The 19,741-nt window shown below is 43.6% G+C and carries 10 protein-coding genes, 1 tRNA gene and 1 pseudogene; 3 read left to right on the top strand and 9 right to left on the bottom strand.

Annotated elements, in window-relative coordinates; all coding sequences use genetic code 11:
* Positions 1 to 127: 127 nt before the first annotated feature.
* Complete coding sequence (gene lexA / locus HWQ43_RS13970) at positions 128 to 733, bottom strand: transcriptional repressor LexA (RefSeq protein WP_163929533.1); 606 nt, start codon at positions 731 to 733, stop codon at positions 128 to 130.
* Between the two features lie 210 nt (positions 734 to 943).
* The gene (argF, locus tag HWQ43_RS13965) at positions 944 to 1,864 is read right to left on the bottom strand and encodes an ornithine carbamoyltransferase (RefSeq protein ID WP_292734443.1); all 921 of its coding nucleotides are present in this window, start codon (positions 1,862 to 1,864) and stop codon (positions 944 to 946) included.
* Positions 1,865 to 2,230: 366 nt separating this feature from the next.
* Between argF and HWQ43_RS13960 the strand changes: the two genes are divergently transcribed.
* Positions 2,231 to 2,302 (top strand) — tRNA-Thr (locus tag HWQ43_RS13960).
* Positions 2,303 to 2,374: 72 nt separating this feature from the next.
* Here HWQ43_RS13960 and HWQ43_RS13955 read toward each other — a convergent pair.
* From HWQ43_RS13955 to HWQ43_RS13940, 4 genes are all read right to left on the bottom strand, one after another.
* Positions 2,375 to 3,379 (bottom strand): transaldolase, encoded by a 1,005-nt coding sequence (locus HWQ43_RS13955; RefSeq protein WP_292734441.1) that lies wholly within the window; start codon positions 3,377 to 3,379, stop codon positions 2,375 to 2,377.
* A 149-nt stretch (positions 3,380 to 3,528) separates the two neighbouring features.
* Positions 3,529 to 4,959 carry a pyruvate kinase gene (gene pyk / locus HWQ43_RS13950; RefSeq protein WP_292734438.1) on the bottom strand — a complete coding sequence of 477 codons (1,431 nt, stop codon included), beginning with the start codon at positions 4,957 to 4,959 and terminating at the stop codon, positions 3,529 to 3,531.
* 242 nt (positions 4,960 to 5,201) lie between these two features.
* Positions 5,202 to 6,245: a type I glyceraldehyde-3-phosphate dehydrogenase gene (gene gap / locus HWQ43_RS13945; protein WP_292734434.1), complete on the bottom strand. Its 1,044-nt coding sequence runs from the start codon at positions 6,243 to 6,245 to the stop codon at positions 5,202 to 5,204.
* A gap of 211 nt (positions 6,246 to 6,456) precedes the next feature.
* Positions 6,457 to 8,319: a VWA domain-containing protein gene (locus HWQ43_RS13940; RefSeq protein WP_292734431.1), complete on the bottom strand. Its 1,863-nt coding sequence runs from the start codon at positions 8,317 to 8,319 to the stop codon at positions 6,457 to 6,459.
* 259 nt (positions 8,320 to 8,578) lie between these two features.
* Between HWQ43_RS13940 and HWQ43_RS13935 the strand changes: the two genes are divergently transcribed.
* The gene (locus HWQ43_RS13935) at positions 8,579 to 8,938 is read left to right on the top strand and encodes a Rieske (2Fe-2S) protein (protein WP_292734428.1); all 360 of its coding nucleotides are present in this window, start codon (positions 8,579 to 8,581) and stop codon (positions 8,936 to 8,938) included.
* A 141-nt stretch (positions 8,939 to 9,079) separates the two neighbouring features.
* Here HWQ43_RS13935 and HWQ43_RS13930 read toward each other — a convergent pair whose 3' ends face one another.
* Positions 9,080 to 9,622 carry an Hsp20/alpha crystallin family protein gene (locus tag HWQ43_RS13930; RefSeq protein WP_292734425.1) on the bottom strand — a complete coding sequence of 181 codons (543 nt, stop codon included), beginning with the start codon at positions 9,620 to 9,622 and terminating at the stop codon, positions 9,080 to 9,082.
* A 984-nt stretch (positions 9,623 to 10,606) separates the two neighbouring features.
* On the opposite strand from HWQ43_RS13930, the pseudogene HWQ43_RS13925 reads away from it, so the two are divergent.
* Positions 10,607 to 16,288, top strand: a pseudogene (locus HWQ43_RS13925) (PAS domain S-box protein).
* 260 nt (positions 16,289 to 16,548) lie between these two features.
* Here the strand turns inward: HWQ43_RS13925 and HWQ43_RS13920 are convergent.
* Complete coding sequence (locus HWQ43_RS13920) at positions 16,549 to 18,195, bottom strand: AarF/ABC1/UbiB kinase family protein (RefSeq protein WP_292734423.1); 1,647 nt, start codon at positions 18,193 to 18,195, stop codon at positions 16,549 to 16,551.
* A gap of 330 nt (positions 18,196 to 18,525) precedes the next feature.
* Positions 18,526 to 19,647: a mannose-1-phosphate guanylyltransferase gene (locus tag HWQ43_RS13915; protein ID WP_292734420.1), complete on the bottom strand. Its 1,122-nt coding sequence runs from the start codon at positions 19,645 to 19,647 to the stop codon at positions 18,526 to 18,528.
* Positions 19,648 to 19,741: the final 94 nt, after the last annotated feature.

Raw genomic sequence — 19,741 nt, 5'->3', positions numbered from 1 at the left:
ATTGGGCATTGGGCATTGGGCATTGGGCATTGGGCATTGGGCATTGGGCATTGGGTGTTGGGCATTGGGCATTGGAGTCCTGAGTGAGGAGTTCAGAGTTATTCTCCCCCATGCCCCATGCCCCAATTCAGTTGTAACCACGCCAAACACCAATGAGAGAACCTTGCACCTGCACTTGCATAGCGCTGACTTCAATGGGATTGTACTTGGGATTTGCTGGTTTAAGGGTAACGCGATCGCCTTGGCGATAAAAACGTTTTAATGTCGTACCAAATCCATCTACTCTGGCGGCGACGATGGTGCCATTTTTCAAATGATTTGGTTCTGCTACTGGACGCAGAAATACCACATCACCATCAGTAATTAAATCTTCAATCATACTATCGCCAGCTACGCGCAAAGCGTAAGTTTGGGGAGGTAAATCGAAATTAGAAAAGTCTAAATGATCTACAGCATCAGTAAACGGTTCTATTAAACCACCAGCAGCGATCGTGCCCAAAATTGGTACACCTTGCTTCACAGGACGCAAAATCCGAATCGTTCGCGCTTGTCCTTCAGTCCATTCTATATATCCTTTAGTCCGTAAATGTTCTAAACGGCTTTGAATTGGTGCTGGTGACTTCAGGTTCATCGCTTGCATCATTTGCCTAATTGAAGGCGAATGCTGGTGCGATCGGATGTATTCTGCTAACCATTCGTAAAGTTCTTGTTGAGCTTCCGTTAGACGTTCCATAAATTTGCAGGAAGTAATTATAAATGTCTCTAGAACATTAGTACTACAAAAAACTCCCCATAACAAGAGAAAAGTAAAAATATGAAAGGCAAAAGTAAAATTATTTTCTTCTCTTTTGCCTTTTGACAAATAAGAATATTACAGGTTACAGGTTAGAGCTTACAGGTTATAAGGAAGAAAACTATACCCTATCCCCTGGGCCCTATTCCCTTACTCTGCCCCTAAAAGACTTGCAAGTAAAGCTTTTTGAGCGTGGAGACGATTTTCTGCCTGTTCCCAAACTCGTGATTGAGAACCTTCAATAACAGCTTCGGTAATTTCTTCACCACGATGGGCTGGTAAGCAGTGTAAAACAATTGCCTCTGGATCAGCAAGGCTTAACAGCTGATCCGAAATTTGATAAGGCTGGAAAATTGGCATCCGATTATCAGCTTCTGCCTCTTGCCCCATACTTGCCCAAACGTCAGTGTAAAGTACAGCAGATCCCTTAGCAGCTAATTCTGGATCGTGAGTGAGGAGGACTTCAGTTTTGTGATTAGCGATCGCTCTAGCTTGCTCTACAATCTGAGAATCTGGCTCATATCGACTAGGAGTAGCAATTCGAACATTCATCCCCACTAAAGCACAGCCCAACATCAAAGAATTAGCTACATTATTCCCATCACCCACGTAGGTTAAAGTTAACCCAGCAAGAGTGCCAAAGCTTTCTTGAATCGTCAATAAATCAGCTAATACCTGACAAGGATGTTCTGCATCAGTAAGTGCGTTAATCACTGGAATCTTGGCATATTCCGCAAAAGTTTCCAAATCCTGCTGGGCAAAAGTGCGAATTGCCAAAATATCCAGATATCGATCTAACACTCGCGCTGTATCCTGCAAAGGTTCCCCGCGACTAACTTGAGTGACATTAGGGTTAAGATCAATTACCTGTCCACCCAGTTGGTACATCGCCACAGTAAAACTTACCCGTGTACGAGTAGAAGCTTTGGAGAACAACAACCCCAAAACTTTATTACACTGCAACTTTAACTGCTGTGATTTAAGTTGAGTTGCCAATTGCAGGAGTTCTTGAAGTTCCGTAGAACTAATGTCCGCTAGACTTAATAAATCTCGTCCGAGCAATGCTGCCATGCTTGTAATCTGTAAAAAATAATTATATATTTCTGTTCCTTTATTCAGCCGTGCCAAGAAAATATAGTTTTAAAACTGACCAGATATTTTTGGGTTCAGCCCAGGATTTGAGTTAGCTTTTGCGATCAATATTAATTTATCAACTTTATCAGTGATTCAGAATCCCTGATTGTTTCTGGTTCATCACAATGGAAACGCCAGAACAACCATCTAGGCGTACAAAAGCAGCGATATTGCGAAAATTTCTGGTCTTTTAGCCTAATTTCTGATGAAGTAGATATTTTTTAGAATTTACAGCTAGACAAATAAATGGATTATGGTACAATAATGAATTGTGGTTGCTAATTAAGAGTAATCGTCAAGCTTGCCAGCATAGCACAGTGGTAGTGCATCCGACTTGTAATCGGAAGGTCGCGAGTTCAAATCCCGCTGCTGGCTTTTATTAAAATGCGTTACGGCTCAAGCCGTAACGCATACTACCTACTTTAGATGTTTTTTAATTGGAAGTCCCTAATGGGTTGCCACTACCTCTCCTTCCAGGCGAACAAGTCGGTCTGCCAAAAGTTTTTCAAGGTCTTCTAGCGCCTTGGTGAAACCTTTAATACCTTCGTCTAGTTTGTCAGTTGCCATACGGTCAGCAGCGTGCATCTTGTCATAGCTAGCTTTGTCAATGGATATCTTTTCGATTTCCAAGCTTGCGACCTTCGCAGGGTCAAGTTTGCGTGGCAGTTCTCCAACGGTTGCTTGCAATTCAGCCAAAAGCGACGGCGAAATGGTCAGCAAGTCACTACCCGCAAGTTCAGTAATTTCACCAAGGTTACGGAAACTAGCTCCCATAACTTCGGTTTTGTAGCCAAATTTCTTGTAGTAGTTGTAGATTTTGGTGACAGACAAAACACCTGGATCTTCGGCTGCTGGGTAGCTATCGCGTCCGGTATCTTTTTTGTACCAGTCAAGAATCCGGCCAACGAAGGGAGAAATTAAAGTGACGCCAGCTTCCGCACAAGCGATCGCTTGGTGAAGACCAAATAACAAGGTAAGGTTACAGTGAATACCTTCTTTTTCGAGAATTTCCGCAGCGCGAATGCCTTCCCAGGTGCTGGCAATTTTAATTAAAACGCGATCGCGGCCAACTCCAGCAGCTTTATACTGAGCAATTAATTCCCGTGCCTTAGTCAGGGTAGCTTCAGTATCGTAGGACAAGCGAGCATCCACTTCCGTAGACACGCGACCGGGAATGATTTGCAAAATCTTCAATCCAAAGGCAACTGCCAAACGGTCGAAAGCCAGAGAAACTATCTGTGCTTGGTTGGCTCCGGCTCCAGCATCTTTCTTCGCTTGCAGTAAAGTTTGATCGACAATTCCCTGATATTCTGGCATTTGTGCCGCAGCAGTAATCAGCGAAGGATTGGTGGTAGCGTCTTGGGGCTTGAACTTTTCAATTGCCTGGATATCCCCTGTATCTGCGACTACAACAGTCACTTGTCGCAATTGTTCCAGTAAATTCTTAGACATAAAATACTCCGTGATGAATGTTACAGGATTTACTTATTCCCCAGTTCTTTACACTCTTTACTCTTCCTTCAATTCTGATTCTGGCAATTTTTCTTAATGATTGCCCAATTTTGCTTACTATCTTGAGCCACAGCCTTATTCTAAGTGCCTTATGCCGAAATTGGCTGTCCAATGGAATGCACTTTGATTAAGCTAGTTGTTCCTGATTTACCAATTGGAACTCCAGAGGTAATAACTACTTTATCGCCCTTGTTTGCTAGACCCATGTCTACAACTGTGTTCACTACATTAGTAAACATCTCTTCGGCATTGTGGACTGGTGGGATCAGCAAAGCTTCCACACCCCAAGAAAGTGCTAGCTGGCGGTAAGCGGTAATGTCGGAGGTGAGGGCAATAATAGGAGAAGTAGGCCGATATTTAGACACCATTCTCGCTGTACTTCCTGATGAAGTGTTACAGAGAATTGCCCGTGAGCCAGTTTCATAAGCGATGCGACAGACAGATTCTGCCACAGATTCGGTAACGCTGAGACTGCCTGCTTCATGACACCAAGCGTGTTTGCTCCCCTCATCTAGAGCTTGTTCTGTCCGCACAGCGATGTTGTGCATCATCTGGACGGCGGCGACGGGATATTGTCCGACAGCTGTTTCACCAGAAAGCATTACCGCATCTGTTCCATCCAAGATCGAGTTAGCAACATCGGTTGCTTCGGCGCGGGTGGGATCGGGGGCGCTAATCATCGACTCTAGCATTTGGGTGGCTGTAATCACCGGCTTGCCAGCACGATTGCAACGGCGAATAATATCTTTTTGAATTAGGGGTACTTCATGAATTGGCACTTCCACCCCTAAATCGCCACGGGCAATCATAATGGCGTCGGCAACGTTCAGAATGGAATCAAAGTTTTCTACTGCCTCCGATCTTTCGATCTTGGCAATTAAGCGAATCGAAGCGCCAGCGGCTTCAATCATCCGTCTGGCGGGTTCTAAATCTTGTGGCGATCGCACGAAGGACACCGCCACCCAATCTACACCCAACTGAATCCCAAAACGCAAATCCAGCAAGTCTTTTTCGGTGATCGAACTTACAGGTAAAGGAGTTTGGGGCAGGTTTACTCCCTTGTGCGTAGAAATTAACCCGCCATTTTTCACCTGTGCCCGAATGCGATCGGCATCGCGATCGGTAACTATCAATTTGACGCGACCATCATTAATCAAAATCGGTTCGCCAGGTCGCACCATTGCAAATAAAGTCGGCAATGGTAAGGGTAGTTCGTCAATACTCTCACCCTTTTCTTGCAAAACAAAGGTCACTTCAGTACCAGCTTCTAAATTTAAGCCTTCCGGTGGTAAAGTTCCCAAGCGAATTTTGGGGCCACATAAGTCTTGCATAATGGCGATCGGCTTTTGCAGCTCAGTACTAATCTGCCTGAGATAGTGAGCCGTTTGGGCGTGGAATTCATAAGCTCCGTGGGAAAAATTCAGTCGTGCCACATTCATTCCAGCTTTTACCAAGGCTTGCAGCTTTTCAGGTGCAGATGTAGCCGGGCCAACAGTACAAATGATTTTGGTTCGACGCATAGGGATTGGGGGTTGAGGAGTAACCTGCAAATTTGGATGCTTTGAGCGTAGGCGTAGCCCGTCGTAGACATCGCACAAAACATCCAAATTCACACGTGCTTCATATCACTGGTTTGCTAAATAAAAATACTAGATTACGTTTTGTTTTCGGAGTATTTACCATTTGACCCAAATCCCAAAAGTCCCTAGTCAAGAGTCAGCAGTCAAAAGCTAATGACCAATGACTAATGACTAATGACTAATCAAACCACAGCCGCTGTCGGAGCAAGTTTTTCCTTCTGTGACATAGACAACATCAGGTCAATCACGCGATTTGAGTAACCCCACTCGTTGTCATACCAGGCAATTACCTTGAAGAAGTTTGAATTCAACTCAATTCCAGCACCTGCGTCGAAGATGCTGGAATGAGTATCACCTTGAAAATCTGTGGAAACTACTTCTTCGTCTGTGTAACCCAAGATACCCTTTAGTGAACCTGCGGCAGCCTCCTTCATCGCAGCACAGATTTCCTTATAACTGGTGGCTTTGGCTGTTTTGAAAGTTAAATCAACCACAGAGACATCAGGAGTTGGAACTCGTAATGCCATCCCAGTTAACCTGCCCTTCAATTCTGGTAAAACCAGTGCTACGGCTTTCGCTGCGCCTGTGGAGGAGGGAATAATATTTTGGGATGCACCTCGACCACCCCGCCAGTCTTTTTTACTGGGGCCGTCTACAGTTGGCTGAGTGGCAGTCATAGCATGAACTGTGGTCATCAACCCTTCAGTCAACCCGAAATTATCATTAATGACCTTAGCGATGGGAGCTAGACAGTTTGTAGTGCAGCTAGCATTGGAGACAATGATATCCTTGGCGGGGTCAAATAGGTGATGATTGACACCTATTAACAGGGTAGTAACTCTATCTGGATCTTTAGTGGGAGCGGAAATTACCACTCGCTTTGCACCTGCCTTTAAGTGGTTTGCAGCTCCTTCGTAGTCAGTGAAGAGTCCGGTAGCTTCTACGACATAATCTGCACCTAATTTTCCCCAAGGTAACTCTGCTGGATTCCTCACCGACACACAAGGAATGAAATGTCCGTCAATGAGAATACCGTCTTCCTTGGCTTCAACCTTCTGTTTTAATTTACCGTGGGTTGAGTCGTACTTTAATAGGTAAGCGAGGTTATCTGGTGGTACTAGATCGTTAATACCTACAAACTCAATGTTGGGGTTATCGATGCCAGCACGAAGCACAAGTCGCCCGATTCGACCGAAGCCATTGATACCAACTTTCAATTTAGTCAAGATTAAACCTCCCGTTGTGGAAGTTGAACAAAAGGAGAAGGTTAAAAGTCAAAATAGATTGCCTTTTACTCTTTACTCTTTGATCCTGACAGTCTCAGTCGGCTAAGGCATATTTACTTGGCATATTTTAAGGATTGGGCATTGGGCATGGGGCATTGGGCATAAGGCATTAATTATTCTCCTCTGCTCCTCTGCTCCCCTGCTCTCCAATTCAAGTGGGTTGGACAAATCGCTTAATTTCACCACAGGCAATGTAAGACTTGCTATCTGGCGCGGTTTTGACTTCATCAACGACGTAAAGCATTCCTTCTTCGCGCACCGATCGCGGAAAACGCATGTTCCAATCTGGTTCATATCCGTCGGAAACCACCCTAGCGCGTAGCTTGCTGCCATCTTTGACACACTGAACTAAAATGCTGTCCCCTACACTGTCAGTTGTAGGAAGATCGGCAGCACTGGCAGGGCCTTTGGAAGCTTTACCTGTGTTAGTTGGATACGATTGTCTAGGGGCAACAAAGATATCTGTTTCACCGGGTTGAGCAAAACGGGTAATCTTACCACGTACCCGATAGAAAGTGCGATCGCCCTTGGCGTTGGCGAAGCCATCGCTTGAGAGTTCCAATCCTTCAACGACATAGCGTGCCCCCTCTGCACGAATGGCGCGGGGAAACTGGATGTTCTTGGTTGAATCATAGCCTTCGGACATGACCTTGACCCGCAGTTTACCCCCTTCACGAACGCAGTGCAATTCAACGCCTGAACCGACTTCATTCACAATGGGCATGGCGTAAACTTCATCGCCAGCAGTGACACCACGACCCACCAAATCGCTGCGATTGCGCGTCATCGTCTGGTAAGTCTGATCTCGCATCTCTTTCCGTCCGGCATTGCCTAGAGCTTTTTGAGCAATCCGACTGGCGAAATACTCAAGCTGATCGATCTCTTCAGCAATTTCAAAATTCTCGTTCAAGCCTTTATCCCGCAAATTTTTCACAAGCGCCCGCAGGATTTGTTCAGCTTCCTGATGCTTGCCATGTTCAGCGAGATTAAGCCCAGTCTCTTTGGCCTTAGCAATGGTAAGGCGACTCAGTTCCAGAATGATATGGCTTGTAGCAGCAAAAGCTGCTTCCTCAACAGTGCCAACTTTGGCGACGACATCGACTGTACCTGACACGCTTTGAATGCGGTCATCTTGCACAACATCGGCGCTGTAATGCAGTTTCATCACAGGTAATTCACCAACTTGAGCGCTTAATATCCCCACACTCAAACCGAGAAGTTTGTCCTCACCCTCATAAAGCTCTCCCAAGGTGATGACACTTTGACCTGCATCATTCTGGCTAACTTTAGCCAGACTTAAGGTATCAACAAGGCCGACACCATCAGCCAATTCAAGTGTCACCTTCAGGTTCTGTCCCACTACTGCTCTCAGACTGTCTAGCTCAATACTAAACACTTCAGTTGCTTCATCGATGCTCTGAATGAAGTAGAAGTTGCCCGTAGCGGCTCTTGCCATTCCAATCAGCAGGTCTTCATTGAAACCCTGAGCAAAACCTAACGTAGTTGTGATAATGCCTTCCTCAGCTTTTTGCCCTGCTGTCGCCGTCAGTATTTTAGGGTCTTGAATGCCCATATTGGCGTGACCATCAGTAAGCAGGAGAACACGGTTGATTTTTTGGGGATCGAGTCGCGTTTTCACGTGTTCGCAGCCTTTGAGCCATCCCCCCGATAAGTTGGTAATACCGCCTGCTCTCACCTTGCGGATGGAATTTTTCAGCGCGGCTTTGTTAGTTACAGCTTGGGGTGGCACAACACTATCTACTTCATCATCGTAAACAACTACTGAGAGAATGTCATTTGGCTCAAGTTGATCTACCACAGACTCAGCGGCTTTGAGTGCGTGATGCAAGGGAGCGCCTGCCATAGAGCCGGAACGGTCAATTACAAGCGAAAGGTTAAGGTTACGTCGAGGAGATTTAGCTATGTCAACACGAAAACGTAGCAGAATATCAGTCTTTAATGAAGATCCGGCGGCGATGATAGATTGGTCAAATTCGTAACTTGTCTTAATCATTTTTTATATTCCTTAGAATTGTTTGTTATCAGCTACAAGCCTTGTGAAGCATAGACAGTAAGTGCTTTATTTAGTGTACCCAGAAATAAGTTTATTCAGTATCTAAATGCTGTCTAAGGTAAAGTTTTATAGTTCAATTGTCTTGCCAACGTAGACAAAGCCCGTCGTAGACATTCTCGACTCTCCGGTACTCAAAGGCGATCGCACTGGTCACTATTGCGGGAAACTGAAAGCAGATATATTAGGAGAGGAGAACCTAATGAGTTGGACTAAAGTTCTTGCAGCCGATGCACTTTCCCCAGGTACGCGAGAAGTGGTGAAAGTTGGCAACCGGAAAATTTTGCTTTTGAATCACGAAAATCAGCTTTATGCTGTAGATAACAACTGTCCCCACTTAAAATTACCGTTGAAAAGTGGGAAAATTACTGAAAGTGGGGCAATAGTTTGTACCTTCCATCGCAGTGCTTTTGACCTGCGGACTGGTGAGGTACAAGGATGGTGTGCGTGGCCACCTGGTGTAGGTAAGGTACTCTCGTTGGTTTCACAACCAAAAACACTGCCAGTGTTTCCGATTCGTGTGGAAGAAGGCAATATCTGGGTTGATGTACAAGAGGAATAAACTGTCACCCTAAATTTACTGAAATAGGGTTGAGAAAAAAACCAATAAAAACCCCAGCCAATGAGTTTAGCTGGGGTTTCTATCAAAATTTACCTATTTCAAAGATATAGGAATCATGGAATGAGAAAATACAACATATTCTCAAGCAGTTTCAACACTTTGCTGTGATGTAATGTTGGATTGTGTGTTACCATTGCCAGCTTCTATAGAAGCTGTAGCATTTTGAGATTGGCCTAAATTGACTTTGAATACCTTACTCTGCTCTTGCTCCAGTTTGGGTAAAGTCAAAATTAAAATCCCATCTTTCAGGTCTGCCTTAACTTGTTGATTCTGAACTTTGGTTGGCAGAGGAATTACTCTAGCGAACTTGCCATATCGGAATTCCGAATGCACTTTATCCTTAGATTGGGAATGTTTTTCGTAACGATGCTCACCAGCAATCGAAACTGCATCTTGAGTAACTTGAACATCCAAGTCTTTACCTTCCACGCCTGGAATCTCAACTCTTAATAGCAACTCTGAACCATTATCATGTAATTCAACCGCAGGTACCCACGCTGTTCTCGGTGATGCAGAAATATCTGAGTTACCACGCTCGGCTACTGTCAGATCAGAGAATAGTTGATCCATTTGACGACGCAGAATCTCCATTTCACGGAATGGTTCCCAACGAATGAGTGCCATATTTCAATCTCTCCTTAACTTTCTAATTCAATTTTGGGTAATCAATCAAAGTTTTAGAGGTGTTTTTGAGAGAGGAGCTTTATTTGCTTTGTTTCTTCTCTCTAGTAAGTAATTTAATAAAAGAAGAATCTAAAAACAGTTGGGTAAACCGTACAGACATAGGTTGGATTTACCGTATCAAACAAAACAATCATCAAAAGCTTGATAATAGTTAATGTCAAAGGAAGTAGGCAATCATAAATTAAACTAGATTATGTAATGTAAATTTAATTAAATTCCCTTATGGTTAGAAGCTCTAGCCCGATGCTAAAGGCTAGAGCCACTGATTCTTCTCTCGACGGAGACGCTGCCTACAGTCAGACATTAGACCTCTTGCACAAATGCAAAATTTGCCCACCCTGCGGGATCTTGCTACATCCCCCTTATCCCAATATTGGGCTACGGTGTACACACAAGTCGAAAAAAGCTTGATTTTCCATTGTTTTCTCGTTGATCTCGTTCCCATGCTCTGTATGGGAATGCCTGATTTAGGGGCTGCTGCCTCCAGTCATATATTGAGTCTCTGACTCAATATATGCATTCCCAGTCCGAGACTGGGAACGAGGAAAGTCAAGGTTTTTAGGACTTGTGTGTACACCGTAGAGATTTAGGGTGAGGGCTTTTGATTCATGCAAGAAGTCTATTGAGTCTCTCACTCAATGAATGTATTCCCCGGCGGCAGCCCAGGAAAGAGTCAAGCCTCATCAATTTAGGTTTTTAAGGCTTGTGTGTACACCATAGCTTTGGCTATTTAGGGTTCTTCGAGTTTAATTAAGTAATACTTCTCCTGCTCATCTGTAACTTTTCCATACACCCTGTGCTGAAGTATGGTAGTAAGCGACGATGATTTTATTTACAATCTGGTGATAGAGTTTTGCTTTCTGATTTCATGTTCAGTTTTATTCAAAAAATTATTCCTGATTGAAAATTAACTTAGTAACTGATATGGATGCTCAAAAAATAAAAATTTTATTAGTTGATGACAACTTAGAGAATTTACATTTTTTATCAGACATCCTTCAACACCAAGGTTATCAGGTAGAAAGTGTCATTTCTGGACAATTGGCAATCAAGACGGCACTTGCTTCTCCTCCAGATTTGCTTTTATTAAATGTTCTTATTATAGAGAGGGATGGTTATGAAGTATGTCAATATTTGAAAGCTAACGATCAAACTCAAGAAATCCCGATAATTCTTTTCGGAATTTGCGATATTTTTTATGAAAAAATAAACATCTTAAACTTAGGTGATATTGACTATATTACTCAACCATTCAAAACTGAAGAAGTTTTATTACGCATCCACAATCAACTCACTCTCCAAAGACTGAAAAAACAGTTAAAAGAAAAAAATGCCCAACTGCAACAGGAGATTCAAGAGCGTCAACGGATTACAGTTGAGTTAAATATTCGCAACCGACAAATAGAAGATATTTTTACAGAAATTCCCGTTAGCATTAGCAAAGCCTTTTGTAGAGAAGTTTATCAAAGCGAACGCCTTGTAGTCGAAGCCGCCCTCAAGAAGAGTGAAAGTCAGTATCGCCTCCTAGTGGAGACATCCCAGGACATGATCTGGTCGGTGGACATTGATGGAATAATTACTTTTGTCAATCCAGCAGTCAAACAGATTTATGGCTACGAACCCCAAGAAATGATCGGGCGTGCCTTAATTGATTTCATCTCACCTACACAAGTTGCTCAAGATAAAGTAGCCTTTGAGCGTGTTCTTCAGGGAAAGTCTATCTTCCAGCATGAAACTACCTGTGTGGCTAAAGATGGTACCTTACTTTATCTAATGTTGAATGCGATCGCATTACGCAACGAAGAGGGTCAGGTTATAGGTATGACAGGCACTGGTAGTAATATTACGCAGCGCCGCGGCGTAGAAAAATTACTCCAAGAAAGCGCGATTAAGCTCCGCAATCATAATCTAGTGCTAACACAATTGGCACAAAATCAGACGCTTTATCAGGGTGATTTGAAAGCAGCCTTGAGTAAAATCACAGAAACAGCGGTCAAGAATATTGGCATGGAACGAGCTGGTGTCTGGCTGTATGACGAAACAGGCATGAAAATCCAGTGTTTTGATCTATTTGAGGGCAGTAGCAATCAACATAGCGAAGGACTTTTCTTGTCAGCGGTAGACTATCCAATTTATTTTGCAGCTTTGCAGCAAGAACAACCAATCGCCGCAGATGATGCTCATACCGATCCCAGAACTAAAGAATTTTCTGCCTCTTACTCAAGATTAAACATCACCTCTATACTCGATACACCCATTAGGCTGGAGGGAAAGACCGTAGGAGTTTTATGTCTGGAGGCGGTGGGAGTTACTCATCATTGGACGCTAGAAGACCAAAATTTCGCTCGCTCTCTGGGCAATTTAGTATCTTTGGTATTGGAGGCAAAAGAACGCCAACGCGCAGAAGCAGCGCGACGGGCTTCTGAAGAAAAGTTAGCGTCAGCTTTTCGGTCATCTCCTGACCCAATTGCATTAATTACTGTTCCCAACAAACGCTACATCGAAGTAAACGACAGCTTTTGTCGGTTTTTTGGTTATTCTCGTTCTCAGGTAATCGATCGCACCGATGAAGAATTGCATATTTGGGTGAATCCAGAAGAATATAATTTTCTCATCAACATCCTGCAACAAGCAAAAGCCATCCGCAACTATGAGATTGATGTCTGCACAGCAACAGGAGAAATCAGGACAACACTGTTGAGTGCAGAAATGATCGAGATTGATGGGCAATGGTACGTACTCGGCACCGCAAAAGATATTACTGAACGCAAGCAGGCAGAAAATGAAAGCCGTTTGTTACTGTTGACAACCCAAGCTATCACTCGCGCCAGTGATGTCAACAGCGCCTTAGCAGTGGTCTTGCGCTTAATTTGTCACACCATTGGCTGGGATTTTGGTGAAGCCTGGATACCTAATGAAGATGGGACTGTTTTAGAACACAGCCTGGGCTGGTACGGAGAGGAGAGCAGCTTAGAAGAATTCTGCCAGCAAAGCCAAACGGTGAAATTTGCTCTGGGAGTGGGATTGCCAGGAAGAGTTTGGAAAAACCAAGAACCAGAATGGATAGAAGATGTCTCTAAAGTTACACAACCAGTTTTCTTGCAATCGCTACAAGCAGCCAAGGTAGGATTCAAAGCTGGTTTTGGTGTTCCCATACTGGCTGGGAACCAAGTATTAGCTGTTTTAGTGTTTTTTAAACGTAGCTCAGTATTGGTAGATCGGCGTTTGCTCTTGCTAGTCAGTGCTGTTGCGGCTCAATTGGGTGGGTTGATTGAGCGCAAAACCCTAGAACAAGAACTGGCACTCAGAGAAGCTCGTCTCAATGCCTTCTTTAGCAGCGCTCCCGTCGGCATGAATATTGTAGATAACCAGCTGCGATTTGTGCAAATTAACCAACTGTTGGCGGAGATTAATGGACTACCCCAGCAAGATCATATTGGCAAGACCATCCATGAAGTCTTACCCCACATCGCCCCTTTAGTAGAACCAATTTATCAGCAAGTTCTGTTAACTGGTCAACCCATTCTCAATCAAGAATTAAGCAGCACATCAATCAAACAACCAGATATTATCCGCCACTTCTTAGCTTCTTATTTTCCGATTGTAGGTGAAGGCGATCGCCCCTCTGGTGTTGGCACAGTTTTAGTAGAAATTAGCGAACTACATGCAGCGCTACGCGAACGCAAACACGTCGAACAAGAACTGCGTTTAGCCAACGAACGCCTACAATATCTGCTCACATCTAGCCCTGTAGTCATTTATAGCAGCAAAATATCAGAGGATTTTAGCATTACTTTTATCAGTGAAAACGTTAAAGAAATGGTGGGCTACGAAGCGCGGGAATTTATCGATAACTCCAGTTTTTGGCTTTATCACGTCCATCCACAAGATATTGAACTGATCTCGGAAAAATTTTCTCACCTTATTAAGCAGGAGTACATTTCTTACGAATACCGTTGGTTACACGCTGACGGAACTTATCACTGGTTCTACGAAGAGATGAGGTTAATTCGTGACGAAGCGAATTCCCCGATCGAATGGGTTGGTTATTGGGCAGATATTAACGATCGCAAATTGGCAGAACTAGCTTTGCAGTCAGGCCAGCAACGATATCAACTTCTCGCAGAAGCCTCACCAGCTTGTATATTTCATACTGATGTAGATGGCAATGTTTTATATTTTAATCAACGCTGGAGTGAAATTACTGGATATAGTTTAGAAAATTCTCTGGGAACAGGTTGGGCAAATGCCGTACATCCAGACGACCGCGAGCAGCTATTGTTGGCATGGAATCAAGCAACAGTCGCTAAATCAACCTATAAGTACGAACATCGTTTCTTGCATGATGATAATACAGTTGTCTGGGTAATTTGTCATGCTTTGCCAGAATTTAGAGATGATGGAGAAATTAAAGGTTACATCGGTACAATTACAGATATTACCGAGAGAAAATTGGCAGAAGAAGCCTTGCGTGAGAGTGCAGAGCGAGAAAGAGCGATCGCGCAAGTGATTCAAAGAATGCGCCAAACACTAGATTTAGAAACAATATTTGCGGCTACAACCGAAGAATTACGCCAAGTACTCAACTGTGATCGGGTTGTTGTCTATCGTTTCAATCCCGACTGGAATGGGGAATTTGTTTCTGAATCAGTGGGTAACGATTGGATTTCTCTCATAGAAGAACACAACAACAATCCTTATCTCACAGAGGGGGTATTACAAGATGGGCGTTGCCTAGCGAAAATTTTGGATAGCGCAGATAACCAGGTGGAATATCTCGATCTGCAAGCAACCCCAGGTGCAAGTTTTCTCTGTGTCCCAGACATTTACAATGCTGAGTTTCATCCTGCTTATATCAATCTCTTATAGCGCTTTCAAGCTAAAGCCTACATTATTGTTCCGATTTTACATGGTAGTCAGCTTTGGGGATTGCTGGCGAGTTATCAAAATTCCGATCCCCGCCAATGGAAACCAGGAGAAATCAACATCGTAGTTCAAATTGGCAATCAGTTGGGTGTTGCTTTACAGCAGGCACAATTGCTAGCGCAAACTCAAAGGCAGTCACAAGCATTGCAAGAAGCTGTAATCATTGCTGATGCTGCTAACCGTGCCAAAAGCGAATTCCTCGCTAACATGAGTCACGAACTGCGTACCCCACTCAACGCCATCCTTGGTTTTACCCAAGTCATGAGCCATGATCGTGATTTATCAACTGAACATCAGCAAAATCTCGCAATTATCAATCGTGCTGGCGAACATCTCCTAAATTTAATCAACGATATTTTGGAAATGTCTAAAATCGAAGCCGGCAGAATAACATTAAATCTGAATAGTTTTGACTTAATTCGCCTCTTGGAAAACCTCGAAGAGATGTTGCGCTTCCGCGCCACCTCCAAAGGATTGGAATTGGTCTTTGAATATACATCTCATCTTCCTCAATACATCCAAGTTGATGAAAGTAAACTGCGTCAAGTCTTGCTTAACCTCCTGGGAAATGCAATCAAATTTACCGATACTGGCAGGGTGACGCTGCGAGTGGGGATGGGGGAGCAGGGGAGCAGAGGAGCAGGGGAGCAGGGGAGAATAATTAATCCCCAATGCCCAATGGCCAATGCTCAATCCCTAACCTTCGAGGTACAAGATACTGGCCGCGGTATTGCCCCACAAGAAATTAACTTGCTATTTGAAGCTTTTGGGCAAACTGAAACCGGAAGGAAATCGCAACAGGGAACAGGACTAGGTTTAGCAATTAGCCGCAAATACGTGCAACTAATGGGAGGTGATATTAGCGTCACCAGTACTATTGGCCAGGGAAGTAAATTTATTTTTGATATTCAAATTGGTCTAGCCACAGTCAGCGAAATCCAGATCCAACAAATTAGACCTCAAGTTATTAGTTTAGCGCCCACTCAAAGCGAATACCGTATTTTAGTAGTTGATGACTCTACAGATAGCCGTTTAGTGTTAATGAAAATTCTCACATCCATCGGTTTTGTAGTCCAGGAAGCAATAAATGGCATTGAAGCGATCGCACTTTGGCAGACATGGCAACCACATCTGATCTTAATGGATATGCGGATGCCAATTATGGACGGCTATGAAGCCACAAGGGTTATTAAAACTAGAGAAGAAACCTCAATCCAAAATACCAAATCCCAAATCTCCAATTGGAAGACCATTATTATTGCCTTAACTGCTAATGCTTTTGAGGAACAACGAGAGGCAATAATCAAAGCGGGTTGCGATGATTATATTAACAAGCCTTTCCGTGAGGAGGAATTACTAGAAAAGTTGAGCGAATATTTGGGAGTTCAATATATTTATCAAGAAGAAAGCTATCAGTTAACAAACCTGAAGCAACAAAGACCAAAATCAATGTTGACACTCACAGATTTAGTAACTCTATTATCTCAAATGTCGCCCGAATGGGTGAAACAGGTGTACACTGCCGCAGCCCAATGTAGTGATGACCTGATTTTAGAATTGATTGAGCAAATCCCTTCAGAAAATGCTGTCCTGCAAAATTTTATCAAGAATTTAGCTCATGATTTTCAGTTTGAGAAAATCATGGAATTGACGAGTATTGCAGGAGTATTATCCAGTTAATAATAAATTGACGGATAAGCAAGTTCGTAGTGAGTTAGCGCGGGGAGACGCCAAGGGCGATAGCGTAGCGTTAGCGAACCTGTGAGCGTCTGGGGGTTTCCCCCATGAGCGACTAACGAACCCGTTCGCGCAGCGTCTCCGTTAGGAGAAGGGTAATGATTTTAGCCCTTAATTTTCTAAGCACTAAAGTGCTTACTACAAACTTCAATTTTAAATTTTAGATTTTTCTTTCAATTCAAAGTCCAAAATTTAAAATGATTTTACCGTAAACGTCCCGATCGCAATGTACTGATAATTAACCACAAACCCAATAAACTAGCGACTGCAAAGAGGCTGGTGCTTAAAAAAGATAGCTGAGTTGTCTGCGCTCTGGTGGAAATAATTGCCGCACCCATAATCAGCGAACCCACTAATATACTAAAAGATAGTCGGTTAGCGGCATCATCCATAGTGCGCCGCACACCATCTAACCCCCGCAGCGATAAATTCCACTGTAAAGTTTCTGAGGTAACTCGGTCTAATAATAGTTCAATTTGGCGAGGAGATTGGAGAGACAGACTTTTAATATCTAAGGCTGTCCGTAATAGCGATCGCACTGGATTATCGCCCAATAATTGCCGACGAAATAAGTCTGTAATTAATGGTTTGACTTCATCAAAAAAATTAAGCTCTGGGTTGAATGTCCGCGCTACACCCTCTAAATTCGCTAGGGTTTTAGCATACAAACCCATATTACTAGGCAACCTAATTTTATTGTTGCGGGCAACTTGTAAAACTTCATAAATTATCTGACTGAAGTTTATTTGTGTGAGGCTGACATTGTGATACTTTCGCAACATGCGATCGTAATCATTTTCTAACCGTGATAAAATAACTGGTTGAGCAGAATCTGATAGCTGCAAAGTTAACTGAGCGCACCTTTGAGCATCTAAATCAACGATCGCTAACAACATCTCTGTTAATATCTGCTGTGTCCGGGGATCGAGTCTTCCCACCATGCCACAATCTAAGAGAGCCACACGACCATCTTTGAGATAAAATAAGTTTCCTGGATGGGGATCGGCGTGGAAAAAGCCATCAATATATAGTTGCTGGAAAAATACCCGAAACAACAAAGTAGTTATTTCTTTACGCTTTTCAGCAGGGTCTTTAATGTTAGGGTCATTATCCAAATCTGCCGCCAGGAACGGCACTCCATCGAGCCATTCCATTACCAGTAATTTCTCTGTGGTCAACTCCCAGTTAATTTCCGCCACCACTATTTGTGTGGGATCGTACCAGCGACTCTTGGATAAGTTGCGCCGCAGCTGGTCTGTAAAACCCGCTTCCCGTGTAAAATCTAACTCGGCTTCTAAGGCTTTAGTAAATTCTTCGGCGGTAGATTTGATTTCGTAGGTTTGCCCAAACTCAGTCCGCGCTACTAAATCGGCAATACCTTGAATTAAAGCAATATCTTGAGCAATAGTAATATCAATTCCCGGACGTTGCACTTTTAGAGCGACTTCTCGACCGTCTGCTAGTGTAGCCCGATGCGTCTGAGCAATTGATCCGGCTGCTACGGGGATCGGGTTAACTGTGCTGAAGGTTTCTGCTAATGGACGTTTTAATTCTTTGCGAAGAATTATTTCTATCTCTGACCAAGGAACTGGCGGTACTTCATCTTGTAGAGTTGACAATTCCTCAATGTAGGAGGCGCTCAGTAAGTCGGGGCGGGTTGAGAGTAGCTGGCCAAGTTTGACGTAAACTGGCCCCAAGTCTACCAGGATATTTTTTAAAACCGCAGGTGTCGGCAGTTGGGGTTCATCAGCTTTGCCACCAGTAAGCAACCTTCGCATATAGTCCCAGCCATTGCGAAGGAAGACTTCCAGGATTTCTCGTTGACGGGGAACAGTTTGGGTGAGGAACATTTTTGTAAAAAACTGCAAAGAGGCAGAGGAGTTAAACAGGTAGGTAGCAGGGGATGACAATACTACGGAAATCGGCTCTAGTTTTGATGCTGGTTAAAGTTTTGCTAGCTCGTCACTAGAACAGGAATCCCCACTGTGTAATAAGCGATGGGAACAAGAAAATCCTTTGGACGGAGAAATATATTTTTGATAGGCAGTAATAGAATCGATTGCTATTGTCTTGGCCAGAGGTTCAAAGCTAATAATGTCCATAACTGTCAGATAAAATAACAGACTGTCAAGTTATAATGGGAAAATAGACTTTTTCGCCTCTGCCAAGGGTTCTAACTTTTATAGCAGGTCAGTAAATCGGGAATCACTTTGGAGAATTTTAAGGATCTGCTTGATTTCCTGGGTACGTTCTTTTTTGACAACGAGGGTGATATTGCGATCGCGCACAATCACCACATCCTCTAAACCAATAGTAACAACTACATCTTCTGGATTTGAGGCGTAAATAATCGCCCCTTGCGTATCTAAACCTACGTGAGTAGCGAGTTCTACATTGGGAGTATCTTCCGTTTTCAGTAAACGTTCGATCGCATTCCAATCTCCTAAATCATCCCAACCAAAATCAACTGGCAAAACGTATGCTAGAGTTGTCTTTTCCATTAACGCATAGTCTATACTCTTCTTAGGCAACTGGGGATAGATATCAGGGCCATGTTGTTCTAAAGGTTCGATAATTTCTGGAGCATGGGTATGTAGTTCCTTGAGAACAACCCCTGCCCGAAAAACGAACATTCCACTATTCCAGCTAAAACGTCCCGTAGATAAAAAAGTCTCTGCCGTTTCTCGGTCGGGCTTTTCAGTAAAGCGGTTCACGTGATAAGCTGGCAACTCATTAAAGCTACCTATTTTTTCACCTTGTTCAATGTAGCCGTAACCGGTTGATGGAAAAGTAGGCTTGATCCCCAGTGTAACAATCGCTGCTGTGCTTGCTGCTAGTTGTGTAGCTGCATTTAATGTGCGTGCAAACGCCTCTTTGTCAGCAATCCAGTGGTCAGCAGGGAAAAAGCCAATCACAGCGTCTTCACCATAGCGCCGTTTGATTTCTAAACTTGTCCAAGCAACGGCTGCGGCAGTGTCTCTTCCTTCCGACTCAATCAGTAAGTTTTCAACTGGTAGATCGGGTAGTTGTTGTCTTACGCCTTCAGCTATCTGACTAGAAGTTATGACCCACAGGGAATCCCACCCCGTTCGGGTTCGCCAGTCGCTCATGGGGGAAACCCCCAAGACCGCGCTGGACTCACCGCCACCGAGTTCAATCAATCGATCGGCGGTTGCTTGTAATAGACTTCTAGAGCTACCATCAAGACTTAAAAATTGCTTGGGTCGGTCTTTGCGGCTTAGGGGCCAAAAACGTTCACCTTTACCACCAGCTAGGATTACGGGGAACAATAAAGTATTCATGTTGTCATACACGCCTACCGAAGAACATTACAAGTTTACAGTGAGCTTTTCCACTGGCAATATTTGTAGCTTGGATTAACATACTTTTAGGGAG

It is taken from the genome of Nostoc sp. JL31, assembly GCF_017114965.1.
Lineage (GTDB): Bacteria > Cyanobacteriota > Cyanobacteriia > Cyanobacteriales > Nostocaceae > Nostoc > Nostoc punctiforme_A.
The sequence above is the reverse complement of the archived record's forward strand: the minus strand, read 5'-3'. Positions and strand labels throughout refer to the sequence as shown.